General features: G+C 48.5%; 13 protein-coding genes. 2 read left to right on the top strand and 11 right to left on the bottom strand.

Annotated elements, in window-relative coordinates; translation table 11 throughout:
* Positions 1–28: 28 nt before the first annotated feature.
* From GWR21_RS28675 to GWR21_RS28665, 3 genes are all read right to left on the bottom strand, one after another.
* Complete coding sequence (locus tag GWR21_RS28675) at positions 29–2,101, bottom strand: fibronectin type III domain-containing protein (RefSeq protein ID WP_162335130.1); 2,073 nt, start codon at positions 2,099–2,101, stop codon at positions 29–31.
* Positions 2,102–2,106: 5 nt separating this feature from the next.
* Complete coding sequence (locus GWR21_RS28670; RefSeq protein WP_162335129.1) at positions 2,107–6,513, bottom strand: hypothetical protein; 4,407 nt, start codon at positions 6,511–6,513, stop codon at positions 2,107–2,109.
* A gap of 786 nt (positions 6,514–7,299) precedes the next feature.
* The gene (locus GWR21_RS28665; RefSeq protein ID WP_162335128.1) at positions 7,300–7,506 is read right to left on the bottom strand and encodes a hypothetical protein; all 207 of its coding nucleotides are present in this window, start codon (positions 7,504–7,506) and stop codon (positions 7,300–7,302) included.
* A gap of 140 nt (positions 7,507–7,646) precedes the next feature.
* Between GWR21_RS28665 and GWR21_RS31625 the strand changes: the two genes are divergently transcribed.
* Both GWR21_RS31625 and GWR21_RS31620 read left to right on the top strand, forming a co-directional pair.
* Positions 7,647–7,841: a hypothetical protein gene (locus GWR21_RS31625; RefSeq protein WP_238430066.1), complete on the top strand. Its 195-nt coding sequence runs from the start codon at positions 7,647–7,649 to the stop codon at positions 7,839–7,841.
* Complete coding sequence (locus tag GWR21_RS31620) at positions 7,842–8,000, top strand: hypothetical protein (protein ID WP_238430064.1); 159 nt, start codon at positions 7,842–7,844, stop codon at positions 7,998–8,000.
* A 2-nt stretch (positions 8,001–8,002) separates the two neighbouring features.
* Here GWR21_RS31620 and GWR21_RS28655 read toward each other — a convergent pair whose 3' ends face one another.
* The 8 genes from GWR21_RS28655 to GWR21_RS28620 all read right to left on the bottom strand — a co-directional run bounded on the left by GWR21_RS28655 (position 8,003) and on the right by GWR21_RS28620 (position 18,960).
* Positions 8,003–9,532: a SusD/RagB family nutrient-binding outer membrane lipoprotein gene (locus GWR21_RS28655; RefSeq protein ID WP_162335127.1), complete on the bottom strand. Its 1,530-nt coding sequence runs from the start codon at positions 9,530–9,532 to the stop codon at positions 8,003–8,005.
* 9 nt (positions 9,533–9,541) lie between these two features.
* The gene (locus tag GWR21_RS28650; protein WP_162335126.1) at positions 9,542–12,742 is read right to left on the bottom strand and encodes a SusC/RagA family TonB-linked outer membrane protein; all 3,201 of its coding nucleotides are present in this window, start codon (positions 12,740–12,742) and stop codon (positions 9,542–9,544) included.
* 19 nt (positions 12,743–12,761) lie between these two features.
* Complete coding sequence (locus tag GWR21_RS28645; RefSeq protein ID WP_162335125.1) at positions 12,762–13,676, bottom strand: FecR domain-containing protein; 915 nt, start codon at positions 13,674–13,676, stop codon at positions 12,762–12,764.
* Between the two features lie 45 nt (positions 13,677–13,721).
* Positions 13,722–14,300, bottom strand: a complete 579-nt coding sequence (locus GWR21_RS28640; protein WP_162335124.1) for a sigma-70 family RNA polymerase sigma factor — start codon at positions 14,298–14,300, stop codon at positions 13,722–13,724.
* A 57-nt stretch (positions 14,301–14,357) separates the two neighbouring features.
* Positions 14,358–15,140 (bottom strand): ethanolamine ammonia-lyase subunit EutC, encoded by a 783-nt coding sequence (gene eutC / locus GWR21_RS28635; protein WP_162335123.1) that lies wholly within the window; start codon positions 15,138–15,140, stop codon positions 14,358–14,360.
* Positions 15,137–16,513 carry an ethanolamine ammonia-lyase subunit EutB gene (locus GWR21_RS28630; protein WP_162335122.1) on the bottom strand — a complete coding sequence of 459 codons (1,377 nt, stop codon included), beginning with the start codon at positions 16,511–16,513 and terminating at the stop codon, positions 15,137–15,139. Before GWR21_RS28630 ends, eutC begins: the two co-directional genes overlap by 4 nt.
* Positions 16,514–16,528: 15 nt before the next feature.
* Positions 16,529–17,863 (bottom strand): ethanolamine permease, encoded by a 1,335-nt coding sequence (gene eat / locus GWR21_RS28625; protein ID WP_162335121.1) that lies wholly within the window; start codon positions 17,861–17,863, stop codon positions 16,529–16,531.
* 98 nt (positions 17,864–17,961) lie between these two features.
* Positions 17,962–18,960: a GlxA family transcriptional regulator gene (locus GWR21_RS28620; RefSeq protein ID WP_162335120.1), complete on the bottom strand. Its 999-nt coding sequence runs from the start codon at positions 18,958–18,960 to the stop codon at positions 17,962–17,964.
* Positions 18,961–19,047 lie beyond the last annotated feature (87 nt).

The raw sequence follows: 19,047 nt of genomic DNA, 5'->3' as shown, positions 1-19,047 counted from the left end.
TATTACTAATTTTCATCAGGGTTTTCATTTAGAATTTAACTTCTACCACTTTGCTCATTTCAGCTTTCACATCACCTTTCATCACAGCGGTTATTTTGTATTTGTAAACATTACCTAAGAAGACTTCGCTATCTGACCATTGCTGTGTGGCAGCTTCGGTTGTTTTGTACAGTATGAACGGATGATCATTCTTAGCCCGGTAAATACGGTATTGCCTGACTTCGGGCTGATCATATTGCCAGCTTAATTCAATGATCTTCTTTTCCGCGTTCACAATACCCTTAAATGCTTTGATAGAAGCGCGTTTTCCTGTCTCAAACCAGATGTCCCCACTCAGTTCCCGTGCATAATTCCCCGCATCATCATAGACTGTTAGTTCATAGTAGTAGGTATGGCCTGCCATCAATGCAGTATCCAGGTAATGGTCCCGTCTGGAAGCTGTATCCCATACAGCCACTTCCCTGCGGGTACTATCTTTGGTGTTGATCCTGTACAAAGTATATTTTACAACGTCGCTGCTGGAACTATTGATCCATTCCAGTACAATGGCCTGAAGACTGTCGGAGCGGTAGGCCTTTGTCATCAGCGGACGGGATGGCGGGATCGTATCCGGTCTTTTCAACATGATATAGGGTGAATAGTCGGAAGGATTATAGTTCTTATCTACCGCTATCACTTTATAGAACACATGCGAAGTGAGCGTGCGCAAAGTAACGGTATCGGTGAATGCCGGCTTTTCCAGTATGGTCCTGGTGATCTCTACAAACTCCTCCTTGCTGCTGTTCGCACGAAATATGCGATAGCCCCGAAGGTCTGTCTCCTTATTAGCCGTCCATTGCAGCTTTACAATGCCTGTAGAATCGATCTTACCGGTTAATCCTATAGGTACTGCGGGAGGCGTACTGTCTATCAGCTGTGCGAAATAAGGAAAAGAATAAATAGCCCTGCCATTCTTAGTGATACCCTTAATACGGTAATAGTTTGACAAACCCGGCTGCCCGTCTGTAAAGGTGAGTGCATTTCCTTTCAGTGTGGCGACAGTCTCGAACGGACCACGGCTTTTATCAGCACGGGTAATGATCAGTTTATCCAGCTGGCGGGATAATTTACCTGGCAGCGACCATTGCAGGGTGATCTTTTTATTCTCCACAACAATGATCGTATCCATTACAGGGCGATCGGACACCGTAGGCACCCCTATTCCTTCTACCGTTTGCGAATATGGACCATACTCACCGAATGGGGAAATACCCCGTATACGGTAGGTAAACCGGTGATCATTATCAGGTAGTGAATCCTGGTAGTAGGAGAACCCATTTCTATCTGGAGCGGTCGGAATAACAGGCAGCTCAGAAACTGGTTTAAAGTTTTTACCATCTACAGCCCGCTCTATCACATAGGCACTATACATACTGCGTGAGAAAGTAGTGATCCAGCCCAGTGTCGCACTGCTATCACCACAAACTATAGCCAGCTCCTGTGGCCTGGCAAGTATAAACGGTTCGTCAGTAGAGGCAACTATATATGCAGTATCGATCACCAGGTTCTGGGGCTGTTGTGCTGGTGCGATACGATAGGCATACCGCTCACCCTTTTTTACATCTGTGTCTTCCAGGTATAATCCGGCACTTTGAGCGGCAGGTACTGAGAGATCACAGGTCAGCAGCGCCATACCCATTCTCCAGTCGTTCGTATGCTGACTTTCAAGAAATGCACCGATACCTCCTTCAGGGGTCACTTTCTTCGCCCCTTCCCCATATATAAGTTCTGCAATAACAGCAATGCGGTCATGCTGCTGAGACAATGCTTCCATGCGCTCCAGCGGGTAAGGTTTCAGGGGTTGCCGGGTCAGCATGACCGGTTTCGGCTGATTTACCAGCACACCATTCTGTGAGATAGTAAAACGCTCAACGGTATAACCGTATTTGTTCCCGATCTCCCAGGCAATGTAACTTGCAGGAGACCATCTCAAACGGATCTTTCCGTCTTTAGGATCGGCCAGACCGACAATCTTATGTAGATTTTCCTGCGCATAGGAATTAAATGTGCCGCATAACAACAAGGTGACTAACGACAAAAGGGTCAATAGGATTCGACGCATGCGACTTATAATTTATAGTAAATACTTTTTGTAATTGTGGAGGAAATCTGGTTAAGACCCGGTAAGCGGTATTGTAATTCCACCGGATAGTAAATATTTCCTTTGAGATCAGGGAAGGTATTGTTCAGCAGATTCGTGACCTGTAAAGACGCTTTACCGCTCACATATAAACGGCTGGCCTTCGCCATCAGTTCCACATAGTCCTCATGCACACTGAACGGCACAAAGTACATGTACCTGCAAACACCTGGTTTGAGCGGAGCAACGCCATCGGTGACATGATTGCTTTCCAGCTGATGGTAGCTATCATCGTTATTGAACATCCTCACTGCTTCCAGCGGAGGAATACCGCCGGTAGTAGCAGGATCACGCGACAACGTCATGGATGGATCAAATGGGTAACCATTATACATCAGCGGCAGCACCTGGTTTTGTAACCAGGCATTATTAGTCCCTGCTTTCAGCTGCACCAGTGGTCTTGTATTCAATGCAGCATCTCCTTCTATATCGAACCTGTCAAATTTCTCCTCCGTATTAAAACGGGTACCGATAACCGTTACCCAACCTGTAGCAATATCCCACACATCCTGCTGACCGCTAACAGCGCTCATTTTCTCGGCAAACGTCTTGTACTTGCTGGTACGAAAACTATAGGCGATCAGCTCTTTATCTGCATCAGACCTGGCGTCTCCTTTCAGGGCTGTCTGTGTGATCGTCGTACTGTCGCCCTGTTCACCGACACTTGTATTTTCCTTCTTTGTTACGTTGTTGGCGGCAGCTTCTCCATCTAATGAAGCCCGTACAATGTTATAGGTATACACCATCTCGGCCGACAGGCCCCCCGGAATATCGAAGTTCACCTGCGATGCACTTTCATCATAGGAGACCGTCGTACTGACAGCCTGTTTCTGTCCGGAGGTAAAAGCCGCACTCACACTATAGTTCCTGCCTTTCTCATCGGTCTTCCTAAATAGTTTAGGTTGGCCATATTTAAGCTTTATATATCCCTTTTTATACTCACCAGGCAGGAAGTTATACTGATTCTTCACCGGATAGGAGTAGGATATATTCTCCCAGCTGATGGTCGTTGGTTCTTCCGCTGTTGTGAACGTGGCTGACTTCACCTCATAGTCAATGTTCTTACCATCGCTTTTCAGCGCTTCCCATGCAGCGCCATTCTGTTTTTCGAAATGCACCTTTGCAGAAGCGGTCAGTTTACTCAGACCAGGCAGTATATCACGCTGTTTGAGAGAAGCCGACATCCCATCAGGGTTAATGATCAGTTCTCCCGGAATACGGGTCTTATCGTTCATCAGTTTCACTTCATCCAGTTGTGCACGGTAAGTAGCCACCTGGTCATATTCATTCAGCATAGAGAATGGTTTCTGTATGGCAATATTGAACGCTACCTGCGGAGAAGAGAACACACTCACATCGGTACCCTGATCATCCGGTTTAATATCACTGATCACTTCCACATTGATCTCTTTTGCACCGACGATCTCACATTCCGTACCCAGCTCCACTTTAATATTCGCCTTACCTTTCACCATACCACCCAGGATGGAATATTTCACCGCAACCATTCCCCTGAACCAGGCCGGATTTGGCGCTTTCGCCTGTAAGAGTACGGCTGCCGACAGTTTTGCAATGGAAAAACCTTTTTTCTTACCAAATACTTTCACACGGATACCAACATCTCCTTTCAGATAAGCATATGCCTGTCCGGAGGCATACCATCCGTTAAACCCGATGATACTGTTGCTCCCCTTACATTTCGCATCGCCGTAGTTACGCAACAGTATATCTGCGCCAGCACCTACTTCAAACTCACCATATACGCCATAATCGAATGAGAACCCGGTTTTAAAGTGCGCACCGAAACCAAATCCCTTACCGGTGCTCATGGTGTTTTCCATGGCCATGAAGTTGAGATTCACATCATCAAATACTTCTGTCACCGCACTTGGTAATGGTGGCATATCCTCCACTTTGGACCCCATCATGAAATAGCTTTTCACTTCCGCTACACCTGCGATAGAAAGGCCGAACATCTGTGAAGGACGTCCTATATAGAAATACCAGTCATCGGGTCCGACATGAAGGGCCGATTCACCGACGAGTCCTCTTTCATTGATGCCTTTGATCGCACCAAGAATGTTGATATAGGTTTTCATGTTCGCGTCAAAAGTGCTGTTGACATTGTCATACCGCATTTTGAACTGCACCCAGGCCGGCGCTGCTTCATCTTCCTTCGCTTCGTTCTTGCTCTTTGCTTTTAACGCCTCATGCATCACATAACCTGCTCCGTCAAACTGTGCATAACGGAAGCCTCCGTTGGAACCAAACTGTACTTCCAGCGCCACGTTCGCATTGACCACCATTTCCGTTGCAAGTGCCAGCGAAACACCACCCATGAAACCTAGTCCGGCATCTTTGGATGGCACGTACTGGAATATCTCATTGACATCTTTCATTCCGCCCTTTTTATCAATGGCATTTCTGGAGTCATACGGGTCAAAGTTGGAAGGACGTTCCATATGATAGGACATACCGCCCATCATACCCGTGATCTGTAACATGGGCGGTATGGGTATACTGACACCGATATAAGCGTCCACATGCCAGTAGCGGTAATCATCTTTGGAGCCGAAATAGGCAGTTGCTTTTGCTTTGGGTATCGGACCGGGCAGAGAAAAATCAAGCATGCCCCGGAAACCATTCCCATATACAGGATGTTCATCAAACAGGCTGATGATACCATGCATCTGGAAAGCCATTACTTTTACGGTCAGGTCAATATCGTTTACAGTCACTTTATCCAGCTTCCAGCGAGTATCTATTCTTTCTACTGCTATATTATTTACCATGACGGTCGACTTCACCTCATCCTGTGCAGCGGTAACAACAAAGGATGTACTACCACTGAAGCCTTTGTCTCCTGAGTTCATGAAGTTGAGTTTTACCGTTGCACCCACCGCTACTTTACCATCTGAGATACCGAGGCTCAGGTCGTCAAACCCAATAGGGAAACCGCTCATCTTTGATCCGCCCTCCGTCGCGATCGCAAATGTGCCGCTGTGCACATAAGGCTTTTGTGTCGAGAGTGTAAGGTCTTCGAATGAGATACCTTTTACATTGAGTACACTTTTATTAAGATCAACTTTGCCCGTAAGTGTTGCTTTCGGAATAAAATCCTTGTCGGTTTTCGTAACTTCAATACGACAGTCTTTATTCAGTGTGATATTACCTGCGAAGAACGAATATGCTTTATCAGCTGTGGTCTGCAACGCAAAATTGTAGTACGTATCATTACCGCGCATACTGATGCTGGCGTCATAATCCAGCGGGTCATCGCCGAGGAAGCCTATTCTGAGTTGCCCGCCCAGTGAACCACCATTCAGCTTATTCTTACTGAAGCTCAGCCCTACTTTCTCAATAGACAGTGGCCATCCGCCGGCACTGGCATCGCCCAGTTTCACGATATTGCTGGCGTTGACCGATCCACTTACCCCCTGATCATCTATGATAAAATTAGTGACGTTCACTTTAGGCCGCCCATCTTTTGACGCCATTTGCTGTGGAAGTCCTACTTCGAGCTCCTGCAGATAAAACCCTCTCCATAACAGCGGACTGCCAGCATCCTCCAGCATGTCTGGCGTGACACTGAGACCGGCAGGATTGGCCACGTCACTCATATCTATCACAGCATGTTTTACCTTGAAGCTGAAATCATTCAAACCATTAATGCGAAAGGCGGGAATATCAATGTCCGCCATAATATTACTGAGGTCTTTTGCGTTGACGTTCAGCGCAGCTTTCACCTTGTCCTCATTCGGATTGTCAGGTTGCAGCCATCCTTTGTCGAATTCAAACATGCCACTCAGATTAGCCGCCTTAAAACCATTACAGTCCCATTCCACAAAGTTGCTGGCGTTGCCGGGGAACGTCAGTTCAACGTGTTCATTGATCTGCACTTCCTGGTCATTCAGCAATACCAGTTTAGTAGAAGCACCGGCGCCAATTCCTCCCGGCGTGAAAGCAATATCTTTTCCGCCGAAGATCAGTTCACGTTCAGTACCAGGAAATGTAAAGCGGAAATAAGCACTCAGAAAAGCACCCTGTGGCGTCATACGCACACTGTCTATCGCAATAACATAGACTTTACCGTTAATCTCACGAACCAGCCCTACAGGCAATGTGCCAAGAGATTCATTGGTCAGGAAACTAATAAACTTATTCTTTTCTTTAATCTTGTCGAAAACACCGAGGGCATAGCTTTCAATGCTTTTTTTGGCGGTATCTCCAGGGAGATAAAGCCTATTATCTGTAGCATTACTAACAACAGGCTTCAGTAAGATCGATAACAATAGTAACACTGCTATTCGCAGTGCGGGTATAGGGTGATGCATAGGCTCGGTCAACAGGATATAGGGTCCTAAATATTAAATATTCTACAAATGTAATGGAAATATTTACCCAAGGTTAGTATTGAGTAGACTTTTGAGTACTCTTTTTCATAAATCATTGTCATTCATACCCATAAGAAAAGGGGCCATCAGCCCCTTCCTGGTCATAGCGTGTTTAATGTTGTGGTGAATCAGGACAATGCCTCATTATTAACACAGGAAAATAATGATCCTGTCCACTACTGGAAGGAAATGCTTCATAACGTGAGATATGTCGCGGAACATATCTTTCCAAAACTACTGTTATTTTTCACACGGCAATAATACTTTTTATTCAATACCTGACTGCTGGCGATCTCCCTCAGACTATATTACAGGAGCTGTCCATTTCGCGCAACATGCGATCACTATCGGGCACAACTGTCCACAAAGGCCTGCCCAGCACTGACAGTCGCCGTAACAAACAGGCATTGGGTACATGAACAATCATGCTGAACAGGTGGATCTGGCGGATGTAGCAAAGCTGGGTGAAGGACAGCGGTGTCTTTCAGTCGTTTATCAGGGAAAGAGAAAAAGATGTGCGCCAAAGCGCTTCAGAGAAAGTTTATCTGGAAGGAGCCCTTTTATATAGTACAAAATACTGGTAAAAAGTGTCCGGGGCCGGAAGGGTATAACAAGCAGAGAACAAGCGGCGGACAAGCGACGGCGAAATAACATAAAAGCAGGAATTTTACCGGGGCAGTAACTATGACACTAACTACCCCCGGTAAAAGGGCCTGCTCAAAAAAGTTACTCCACAGCTGTCTCATGTATCATATTGTTAATTTTCTTCTGTGTTTTACGTAAATGGCGGTTCGCCATACGACGGGCATCATCTGCGGTGGAAGATGCACCATCCAGGAGGCGTTGCATGCCATTCTTGTTACGGGTCAGGTAAATGATCACTCCTGCTGCTGCTGCGCCGACAATGGAAGCGGCTATTAATGCTTTTTTCATAGCTAAATTTTTTTGGTCCGCAATGGTTAATACAAGAGTTATACCAATTGATGCCAGATTTTATATTTTTGCCGGCACAATCAACATCAAATATGTCCGAAAACACTCCCGTGTACAGCATTCCGTTGAAATACCGGAAAATGGAAAATCTTCATATCGTTTTCTGGTTACTGAAGGATATAGGCTGGTGCCTCATCTGGAAACCGCTCGGTATCGCGATGATATTCCCTACACTGATCATTGCACTTGTGATCGCTTACCGTACACGACAATTCATGTCCGAGTTGTGCCACAATCTGGCAATTGCCGTGTGGATCATGGCTAACTCCTATTGAATGGCCAGTGAGTTCCTGCACTTTGATGCGAATATCGTCACCGGTTCCATCACCTACAAACACCTGGCACTGATCCCTTTTATGACTGGCGTACTGATACTGGCCTACTACTACGGCTGGTATAAGCCGAAACATCCGGAGGAACTGGAGACCATGTAAGATCAGCGGTCCCACCACACCGGGTGTAGCCAGTCGTCAGTCCCGCCCATTCTGTCAAGGGCTTCCTGGTAGTGTTTGGTATTACTGAACGCTTCCATGGCCGGATAAAACAAGCGGCGGGGCACCACCCCGTTTGTTTCAGATTCGGTGCCGTTATCTGTTATCGCTTCCAGTACCGGATAACCGCTGCGTCGCTGATTGGCATAGGCTTCAAATCCGTTGGGAAACAGGGCTACCCACTTCTGTAAATTGATCTGTTCTATTTCCTTGCCGGGCGTCAGGGAATGGGCATTGACAAAAGCATTGATGGCAGCTTCGGAAATGTAAGGGATCTCCGGGTATAATTTCAGCTGATCAATCGCGGCCCTGATCCCCTCCTGATAGCGATGGTTGGCCACATCAGGTACCCATCCCCTGGCGGCCGCTTCCGCCAGCAGGAAACATACCTCTGCATAGCCGAGGTGCAGGAACGGGGTAGACAAGTGGCGAAACGGCTGGTTCAGCAGGCAGTATTTATTGGCAGCAGGAACCACCACGCCTGAAGGACTGGTATAAGATTGTTCATCATCCCAGTAGTATGATCCCGGTGCAATCGCCAGGTAGTTAGTCACCGTTGTAATATCATTTCCGTCTGCATCCTGATTAGCAAAAAAAATGGGCAAGCGCGGGTCCCGCGCTGCCTTCAGATACGCCACAAACGTCTGGCATCCTTTGGCCCACTGGTAAACATTATCTTCCAGCAATGCCTGTGCATAGCCATTTCCCCTCAGATCAGGATAGGCATAATCATCATGCAGCATCCGGAAATTGTCCTGCGACTCCTGCATCACGCCCGACGTATACGCTGCCTGTACCTGCTCACGTGCGATCACCGGATTTACTTTGGTCAGCCGCATTGCCAACCGTAACCACAACGAACCTGCCAGGCGCTTCCATTTACCGATATTACCGCTGTAAAGGATATCGTTATCTATTGGCGCCTTTGTGGCATCAAACTGCATGACTGCCTCCCGCAGCTCTTTAAAGAAATCCAGGTAGATAGCTTCCTGTCTGTCATAAGCAGGTGTATAGTTCTTGCCATACCATGCCTGTCCCGCACCGAAATAAGGAATATCACCATAAGTATCTGTAAGCAGCGAGAACACATATACCTTCAGCACGCGAGCTGCTGCCCGGTAGTTCACCATCTCCGTATTATCCTTTTGCCTGACCAGCAGGTCGGCCAGTTGTTTGACACTTTTACCATACAGATTATCCCACATACAGTTGTTGTAAAATTCATTCAGTATGTACTTCCCGCCTGCCCGCATGCCGGGTGCACCACTCACGTATTGCACCATGGGCTGAAACAGGTAAAGATTCGGATATCCCATCTCCCTGCCTCCACTGATAAAGTATGCGGCAGCTGTCAGCTGATCACCCGGGGGGACACTGTCTGTCCTGCGGGGATCAGTATTGATCTCTTCAAATCCTGCGGTACAGGCAGAGAGCCCCAGGAATAATAAGTATATACACCAACGGTATCGTTTCATCAGCATTGGTTAAAATTGGACAGAGAATTTCACACCATAAGATCTTCTCATGGGCAGGGAGCCATATTCCAGTCCCTGCGCAGTAATGTTATTATAACCTGATTCAGGATCGATATTCGGCACCGCTTTGTACAATGTAAGCAGGTTCCTGCCGGTCAGGGAAACCATCGCCTCGCGGAAGCGATGATGAAAGCGCGGCAGGCGGTAATCCAGGTGTGCCTCCCGCAATTTGACGAACGTAGCAGGATATATAAATGCTTCCGGGATATTATCTGACACGCGGGTCCAGTAGGCCTGCGGATTCACATACGCACTCACCGCATTCCCCGTAGCTGCCTGCACCCCTTGTATGAGCAATCCGCCGGTAGGCGTCCACTCTTCCGGCCTTTTCCCCGCACTGATCCGTTCCTGCTCTGAGCGTGCCCATTCCTGCCTGCCGGCCAGCGTACCACGCTGCCTGCCATTGGCATAGGCCAGGAGATTGGTCATGGAAAAGATATTACCACCATATTTCACATCCAGCAGGCATGTTACACTGAACCGTTTGTAAGACACCCTGTTGGTGATGCTCCCCGTCCAGTCATACTGATTATTACCCAGGTAACTGTCCGTTGCAGTATATCTGGGCAGATGATTAACATCCAGCACCATCCGGCCCTGCGCATCCCGCAGGAAATGCCTGCCACTGATCATACCATACGCAGCACCTTCCTTTGCCACGATAGAGGCATTTCCCCATCTTGCAACGGACATCGTATAATAGGGTGAGACCAGCGTATTCAGAGAGCGTATACGATTACTGTTACGGGAAAAAATAAAACGGGTCTCCCAGTTGAACGCTTTACCTGCAATGGGTATAAGCGTCAGACCTATCTCTACGCCCCTGTTCCGGATATTACCTGAGTTGATCACCGCACTGGTATAACCCGTAGTGATGGATACCGGCGCATTCAGTACCTGATCACGTGTATTGGATTGATACCACGTCGCGTCGAGACCCATGCGGTGATTAAAAAAAGCGAGATCGACACCGGCTTCATATCCCCTGCTGACCCCTGGTCGCAGATCAGCAAAAGGTACATGGTCTACCGCTACACCACCAATAGAATATCCTTTGATACGGGGGATGTCCGGGTTATGGCTATAACTCAGCCGCAGCAGATAAGGCTGCGCCGCGTCCGTCCCGGTCTGTGCTACAGATACCCGCAACTTGCCGAAAGACAGGACCCGCTTATCCTTCAGCAGTTCTGTGAACTGAAAAGCGGCCGATGCAGAAGGATAGAAATACGCGTTGTGGTCAGCAGGTAAAGTGGATGACCAGTCATTCCGGCCGGTCAGGGACAGGTACAACAACCGTTTGTAAGCTATGTCGAGTGAGGCGTAAAGTGAATTGGTACGCTTCCGCAATACCATCTCGGTACGCATGCGGGTACCGAAGTTCTCAACGCCTCTGTTACCGGGTTGTATCATTTCCCTGCCCGTCATATTACGCACGCGTTCATAATAATCCATGCGGATAGCACCTGCGTTCAAAGTGATCCCTAACTGATGCAAACGACGGGAGTAGGTGAGCAACAGGTCAGCGTTGATCTCTGATAACCGCCGGTCTTTCACATTGATGGCGCCCAATGGATTGACAGGCGTGTAGTAATTCATCAACTCCTGAAAGGTGAAGGCAGTATGGTCAACACCCGTGCGTAGCTGTACAGCAAGGTCCGGACTTAGTTTATATTTCAGCAGCAGGAAACCATGGAGCCGGTCCTGCTGGCTGTTATTCGGTTGTTCATGGACAGCCCAGTAGGGATTGACCTGATATCCATTGTTATTCCAGTTGATATAGCGGCCTGCAGTGTCTTTGTAAACCTGCAGCCAGTCAGGATCAATATTCGCTGCCAGACCGGAAAGCACATACCCAACATTGTTGGGATTATCAGATAATGCCGGACGGTTACCTACCTGTTCGTGCAACCAGGAAAAACGCGCATCTGCTTCCAGTCGCCTGGTCAGGTTTGCAGTGATCCGGGTGGAAAGATGGTGTCGCTGCAGATCACTTTCCGGCAGGATGTCTTTTGAACGGGTATTGGTGTAGGACAGCCGGACACGGAGGTTTTCACTGCCGGCTGATGCCGAGAGGGAATGTGTGCTCCTGAACCCCTGGCGAAAGAAATGGTTGATGGTATGCCTGGCATTGACATAGGGTACCTGCTGCCCATTCCACAGCCATACCAGGGAATCCGGATGCATCTTAGGTCCCCAGCTGTACTGTGAAACCCAGCGGGCCGCGGCCGCATCGACCGGTAGCATACCATCACGACCACTTCCATATTCTTCCTGGAAATGATAGGGATCGTTTGATTGCTCCAGCCCAACGTTCGACATAAAGGCTACTTCCAGCCCTTTGGCGACTCCCTTTTTCGTAGTGATAAGCAGGACACCATTTGCGGCACGACTGCCATATAAAGCCGCGGAAGCCCCTCCTTTGAGTATTGAGACTGTTTCCACATCATCTGGGTTGACAATGGCAGTACCATCACCCAGGTCATAACCACCGTAGCGTTCTGCCTGTCCGGGAGAGGAGTTATTAACAGGAATCCCGTCCAGCACCAGCAGTGGCTGATTATTCGCGCCCAGTAATCTCATCCCCCGCAGGGTCAGTCTCACGGAACCGCTCATACCACTGTTCACCGGGCTAACATCCAGTCCGGCCACCTTCCCGCTCAATGTGTTCAGGGGATGGATATCCCGGGCTGCCGTGAGCTCATTTCCCCTGACCTCCGCATACGCATATCCCAGCGTATGCTGCTGACGCCTGATGCCCAGCGCAGTTACCACCACGGTATTCATCTGCAGCATACGGGTTGGTTGTGCTGTATCTGTGACAGCAGACGGCTGTTTTCTGAAGCGGATAATAATCTGCTGACCAATGGTCCTGATATCATATTGTGCCGGGGGAAAGATACGTTCGAGCATAACCTGTACCGTTATATGCGATCCTTCCATGGTAACAGGGGCGTGCCCTTCCACCACCTCGTTGGGGTAGGCAAAGGAAGCGCCTGTCCGGGCCGTGATCCATTTCATGAATTGTACCACAGGCATGCGTTTTACCTTAACATCCAGTGGCTGCTGCATGAATGGGAGCGGTTGCGCTATTCCCGTCAGGGAAGCTAACATGGAAATGACGAGGAGACCTAAAGTGGGCAGGACCTTCATGTGGGTTAATGGAGATCAGTTATTCTTCTAAAACGGCTGCCAGTATTTCGAGCGCTTGTTCGACCGGCATTTTATGCAGCCGTAAGGTAATACGTTTATGTTTCAGATTTTCGGCAATTTTTATTTCCGGGATGCCATAGTATGCCGCGATAGTGCTGGCAACTATCACCGCCTCCTGATTTTCAAAGGACAGGTCATGGGTAGCCCATACACACTGATTGCTGTAATTTCCCTGTGGATGTGTGATAATGCCGGCCGACTGGTCCAGCACACCTTTATTTCCATCTCCGCTGTTCAGTACCAGTTGCGCGCCCTGCTGCTGCACACTCACTTTTCCCTGAAAAACGATGACCTCCGTTTGCTGATCATCCATGCGGATATTGAAAGCAGTGCCTAACACCCGGAGTGTAGCCTCCTTTGCCTGCACCGTAAAAGTGCGCTGCGGATCGCTTACGACATCAAAATAAGCTTCTCCTGTCAGCATCATTACCGTACGTTCGGTGAAAGGTTGTTTGTATTGCAGCGAAGTGTTTGGTTTGAGGTAAACAAGAGAGCCATCAGGCAATAACAGGCTATCCTTTTCTATGTCACGGGCTACATAGACTTTCCAGACGGCAGCTGTGGACTGCCACCACCAGCTGCCAGCGCCTGCCAGCGACAGGCATACAGCTGCTGCTACAGCTTTCCAGGGGAAGATACGTTTTCCAGGAGCCGTCATCCGGATACCCGCGGCCAGTTCTTCCCAGCCAGCAGCTGTATCAAAAGGTACAGGAGGGACAGCTGCGGCGGCTTCCCAGAGATGCTTCAGTTCCGCATACAGGGTGCGGTTGTCTTCCGACATCGCTAACCATCTTTGTAATGCAGCCTGCTTGTCTGTGTTGCCGGCATCTGTCAGACAATCAATGACAAATTCCGTTACGTCCTTCTTATTCATTACTTATACATATTACGACAATTCAATGCCGCGTTTCTTTGATGCCTACTCCAGTTTTTTTCCATTCAGCAGATGTGTACGCAGATGCTTCAGGGCAACTGCCAGCTGGAAATACACGGTATTCAATGTGATACCCAGTTTCTCTGCAATAGCCGCAGGTTCCAGCCCGTCGAAACGGCTGAGCATAAAGATCTCCCGGCAGCGCGGGGCCAGTGCCTGCAATAACCGTATTATCTCTTTCTGCAATAATAAATGATCTGTAACATCATGCAAAGAGGATTCGTCCGCCTGCCATTGTAAGGCTTCGTCACTCACGTGCCGGGACGTCCGTTTCAGTTCGTTAATGCTTCTGTTGGAAACGGCACGGTACAGATAATGCCGCAGGTTACCCGTGATCGTTAGCGCTGGTCCCTTTTCCCATAAGTGCGTGAACAGACCTTGCACAACTTCCTTAGCCAGGTCATGATCTCTGACCCAGCGATAAGCCAGCAGGTACAATTCCTCGCCATAGGCATTGTAAATGTTCCGGAAGACATCGGCATCACGGCTACGGAGGGCTTCAGTGGCTTCTTCTGCAGAGATATGGTATCCGTCGTGCGTCATCAGATATTGGGAATGGCGCACAAAGTATAATTTTTTTAAAATAATATCAGAAAAAATAAATATAGTATCAGCCCGGTGCTATGCTGTCAGCAGTGACGGGTCTTCATAGTTATCTTTCAATGCCACCCCTGACAACTGCAACCGCAGTGATTCCTGTAACAGATAACAGATCTTTCCGGCTGCAGGAATATACTGTAAACCATCCTGCCTGATATTGGATACGCAGTTACGCCCTTCATCTGTATTGCCTGTACGTGGATTGAAAGTAATATAGGCCCCCATACCATCAGCCGCACTCAGGCCCGGTCTTTCTCCTATCAGCATCAGTGTCATCTTTGCCTGTAGCCGTTCTCCTATCTCATCACCAATGGCAACCCTCGCCTGCTCCGCCAGACAGACCGGCGCTACTGATATCCCGGCTGCCTTCAGCAACGGCAATAAGTGATTAAGAAACGGAACAGCATGTATATTTATAGCTGTAGCCGACAAACCATCTGCAATAATGATCGCCACATCCCGGTGCATAAAGGCATCCGGTTGTGCCTGCAACGTAGCTATACTTTCCTGATCAAGACGGCGGCCCTTATCCGGGCGCTGTAAATACTCATGGCGGTCCGCAGCACTGCTGTGTAATAGTAATACAGGCAAGAGCGATGCATGTAATTCTTCCAGTAACAGATTATTATCCAACCGGGAATAAACGGCGTCTCTTGCATGCGCATGTGCCAGTTTAAAAGCAAGCACTTCTTTAAGTGGAATAGCCGTACCCGTTCTACCCAGGGCAATACGCGCTGAGGTGAATGCCTTCAGTGAAGACCAGGGGTCTTCCTTTACGGTATGCTGATGTTGTATGTTACTCATCCTGCCTGATAACTTAATAAGTGATGTGCCTTGCCAACCTGCTGTAATTGTCCGCGGGCATCCATAATGCCCTGCCGTTGTAACCACGCGTCAAACTCCGGCGCCGGCTTCAATCCCAGTACTTTTCTTGCGTACAGCGCATCATGAAAAGAAGTGGACTGATAGTTCAGCATAATGTCGTCGGCTCCCGGTACACCCATGATAAAGTTACAACCCGCCACACCCAGTAATGTCAGCAGATTATCCATATCATCCTGGTCTGCTTCTGCATGATTGGTATAACAGATGTCCACTCCCATAGGCAGTCCCAGTAACTTACCACAGCAATGATCTTCCAATGCTGCACGGATGATCTGTTTACCATCGAACAGATATTCCGGTCCGATGAAACCTACGACTGTATTCACCAGCAGTGGCGAGAACTTTCTTGCCACCGCATAAGCCCTCACTTCACACGTCTGCTGATCCACTCCCTCATGCGCATTGGCCGACAGTGCACTACCCTGTCCTGTCTCAAAGTACATCACGTTATTACCAACAGTGCCCCTGTTCAGTGATAACGCCGCTTCATGTGCTTCCTGTAAGAGTTTAAGCTGAACACCGAAACTGCTGTTTGTTTTTTCCGTCCCGCCGATAGATTGAAATACAAGGTCTACAGGCGCCTGGTGGATGATCTGCAAAGCAGTGGTGACATGACATAATATACAGGACTGTGTGGGAATGTCAAACTGCTCCCGCAGCTGATCGAGCATCCGCAGTAACTGTACCACTGCCTGCGGACTGTCAGTAGCCGGATTGATCCCTATCACGGCATCACCACTACCATATAGCAGTCCGTCTATGATGCTCGCTGCGATACCTTTCGGATCGTCCGTATTATGATTAGGCTGCAGTCGTACAGAGAGATGGCCTTTCAGACCAATGGTATTCCGGAAGCGCGTCACTACTTCACATTTCTGTGCGACACTGATAAGATCCTGGTTGCGCATTAGTTTGGACACAGCAGCGACCATCTCAGGTGTAAGTCCGGGAGATAGCTGCTGTAATGTAACCGTATCCGCGGCGTCACTCAGCAACCAGTCGCGCAGCTCTCCTACAGTAAAATGACTGACCGGCGCAAATGCGGCCCCGTCATGTGAATCAATGATCAGGCGCGTAATTTCATCCTTTTCATAAGGGATGATAGCGTCGTGCAGAAACGTCTTTAGCGGTACATCCGCCAGTGTCATTTGTGCCGCCACCCGCTCTTCGTACGTCGTTGCAGCCAGTCCGGCTAATGCATCTCCCGAACGGAACGGTGTCGCCTTTGCCAGCAATGTACGCAGGTCATTGAACTGATAAGTCTTATAATGTATGGTGTGTTGATAGGACACAACGAACAATTTATGTTATGAAGCGATCACTTTTTCTGTGCCGGTATTTGATACAACTATTTTATGTTTGCCCATAGCGACAAAGATGATGACCGCAATGAGCATCCCGGCAAAAAAGAGTAAGCCCAGCATGCTGTTATAGTAAATGATAGCAATCAGTGATACGATAGAGAGCACCAGCGCTATAGCCGGAAACCAGGGATAGAAAGGCGCTTTGAAAGGACGTTCCAGTAAAGGCTCCTTCTTCCGTAATATAAACAGACTGATCATACTCAGGATGTACATTACAACGGCCCCCATCACTGACAGGATCACCAGCTGATCAGTCTTTCCGAGATACAACGCCACTACCCCCAATGCGCCACCGACGATCAATGCGACATAAGGCACCTGCCTTTTAGGACTAAGTGTAGCCAGTACCGGTGGCAGGTAACCTCCTCTGGCCAGTGCAAATAACTGGCGCGAGTAGCTGATAATGATACCATTAAAGGATGCGATCAGTCCGAAGAGACCGATACCTGCAAATATCTTGGTAATACCATTCTGTTTACCCAGCACCACACCGATAGCTTCCGGCAGCGGATAATCTATGGCAGATAAAGTTTGCCAGTCAGTGATACCTCCGGTAAGCACCATCACACCGATAGCGAGTATCGCCAGCGTCAGCATGGCGGAGATATATCCTGTAGGAATGTTATCAGCAGGGTCTTTTACCTCCTCTGCCACCATCGCAATACCTTCAATACAGACATACAACCACATGGCGAAAGGCAATGCGGCAAACACGCCCATCCATCCTGCGGGCATGGCATTGTGCATGAAATTGTCTACCTTAAAGGAAGGCGCTACGATACCCATATAGATCAGTAGTTCCACCACTGCCAGTAATGTGATAACGAGTGAGAACAATGCAGATTCTTTAATACCCAGCAGGTTCACGCCGGTAAGTATCACATAAAACGCTATACCACACCCCAGCACTGGTAGTGAGGGATGCAGGAAATGCAGGTAATTCCCCAATGCAAAAGCGATAGCAGGTGTGGCCAGCAAAAACTCAACAGCAGTGGCATATCCGGCTATCAGTCCGCCGAAAGGCCCCAGTGCCCGATGCGTGTAAGTGAATGGTCCGCCGGCCTGTGGTATAGACGTGGTGAGTTCAGTGAAGCTGAATATAAACGTGATATACAATACGGTAATGATCACTGTTGCCAGCAGAAAGCCGACGGTACCGGCCACACCCCAGCCATAATTCCATCCGAAGTATTCACCGGAAATAACAAGGCCAACACCGATGGCCCACAGGTGAACAGGCTTGATCACCTTCTTTAAAACAGTTTCCTGAGCAGACATATAAATACGGGATTACAGGTAATGTTGGTACATCACCATTGGTTGATAAAGTCTATTCCCGTTTCCCTCCGTGAGTCCTGTCAAGATACGCAAAAAGATCACATTTCCACCTGCAGGAAGGTATTACGGCTACCGGCGAATTTAAGCCGGTATTCGGTAGGCGTAAGTCCGACTTCCTTTCTGAACACCTTACGGAACGCCTTGATATCGTTATATCCGCAGTCGAGCATCACAGCCAGGATGCTGTTTCCGGTCTGCTCCAGCATTTTTTTAGCAGCTTCTATGCGCGTTTTCTGCAAATACTCAATAGGTGTGATACCGGTTGCCTGTTTAAACCTGCGTACGAAGTTGCGCCTGCTGGCGGGGATATTTTCCATAAACGACTCTACATTGCGCGCTTCGCGGAAACTGGCTTCCATACGTTGCTGTACTTCCGATATCAGTGGATCTGTATGTCTTTTCACCGGCAGGAACATGCCGAAGTAGGATTGTGTGTCACGGTCCATATCGATAGCGAACAGTTTGGCTGCGTTGACAGCCATATCTGTACCACAGTATTTTTCTACGAGATGCAACAGCAAATGAAAGGTACTCGTCGCACCTCCACTGGTGTAAATGCCTGCAGCAGCGGTGAGTACTTTATCCGGTTGCAGCAACACATCCGGAAAGTGCCCGGCAAACGCAGGACACGCATTCATATGTGTAGTAGCTGGTTTACCATTCAGCAGTCCGGTAGCAGCCAACAGGAACGCGCCTGTACAAAAACTCGCTATCTCAGCACCTGCCTGGTGCTGCTGCCTGATCCACGGAATAAAGATATTATTGGCGGTAATAGCCGTATCTACATCACCAGAGATGAAGGCGGGTATTAACACGACATCAGGACGACCGGCATCCTTCAGCGCCACAGTTTGATGGCGACCATAGTGGGGCAGCAGACTGACGTCTTCCTGATCAGGTAATATCAGCTGAATATTAAAGTAAGATGGCTGCTGGCTGGCGGTATACATGGAATTGACAGACTCAAACACATCCAGGATGGCGGCCGTGCTGATCAGCCGATGATTATAGGTAAGCAACAATGCCAGGTTCGTCATTATTACAGGTTTTAAAACAGAGAAAGTTAAGGTACGACATTTGTCCCAAATACCCCCTGTGAGCCCATTTTTATCCTGCGCTGGAAA

Origin of the sequence: Chitinophaga agri (assembly GCF_010093065.1) — a bacterium.
GTDB classification, from domain to species: Bacteria; Bacteroidota; Bacteroidia; order Chitinophagales; family Chitinophagaceae; genus Chitinophaga; species Chitinophaga agri.
Note: the sequence above shows the minus strand (reverse complement) of the source record. Positions and strands in the feature narration are given on the sequence as shown.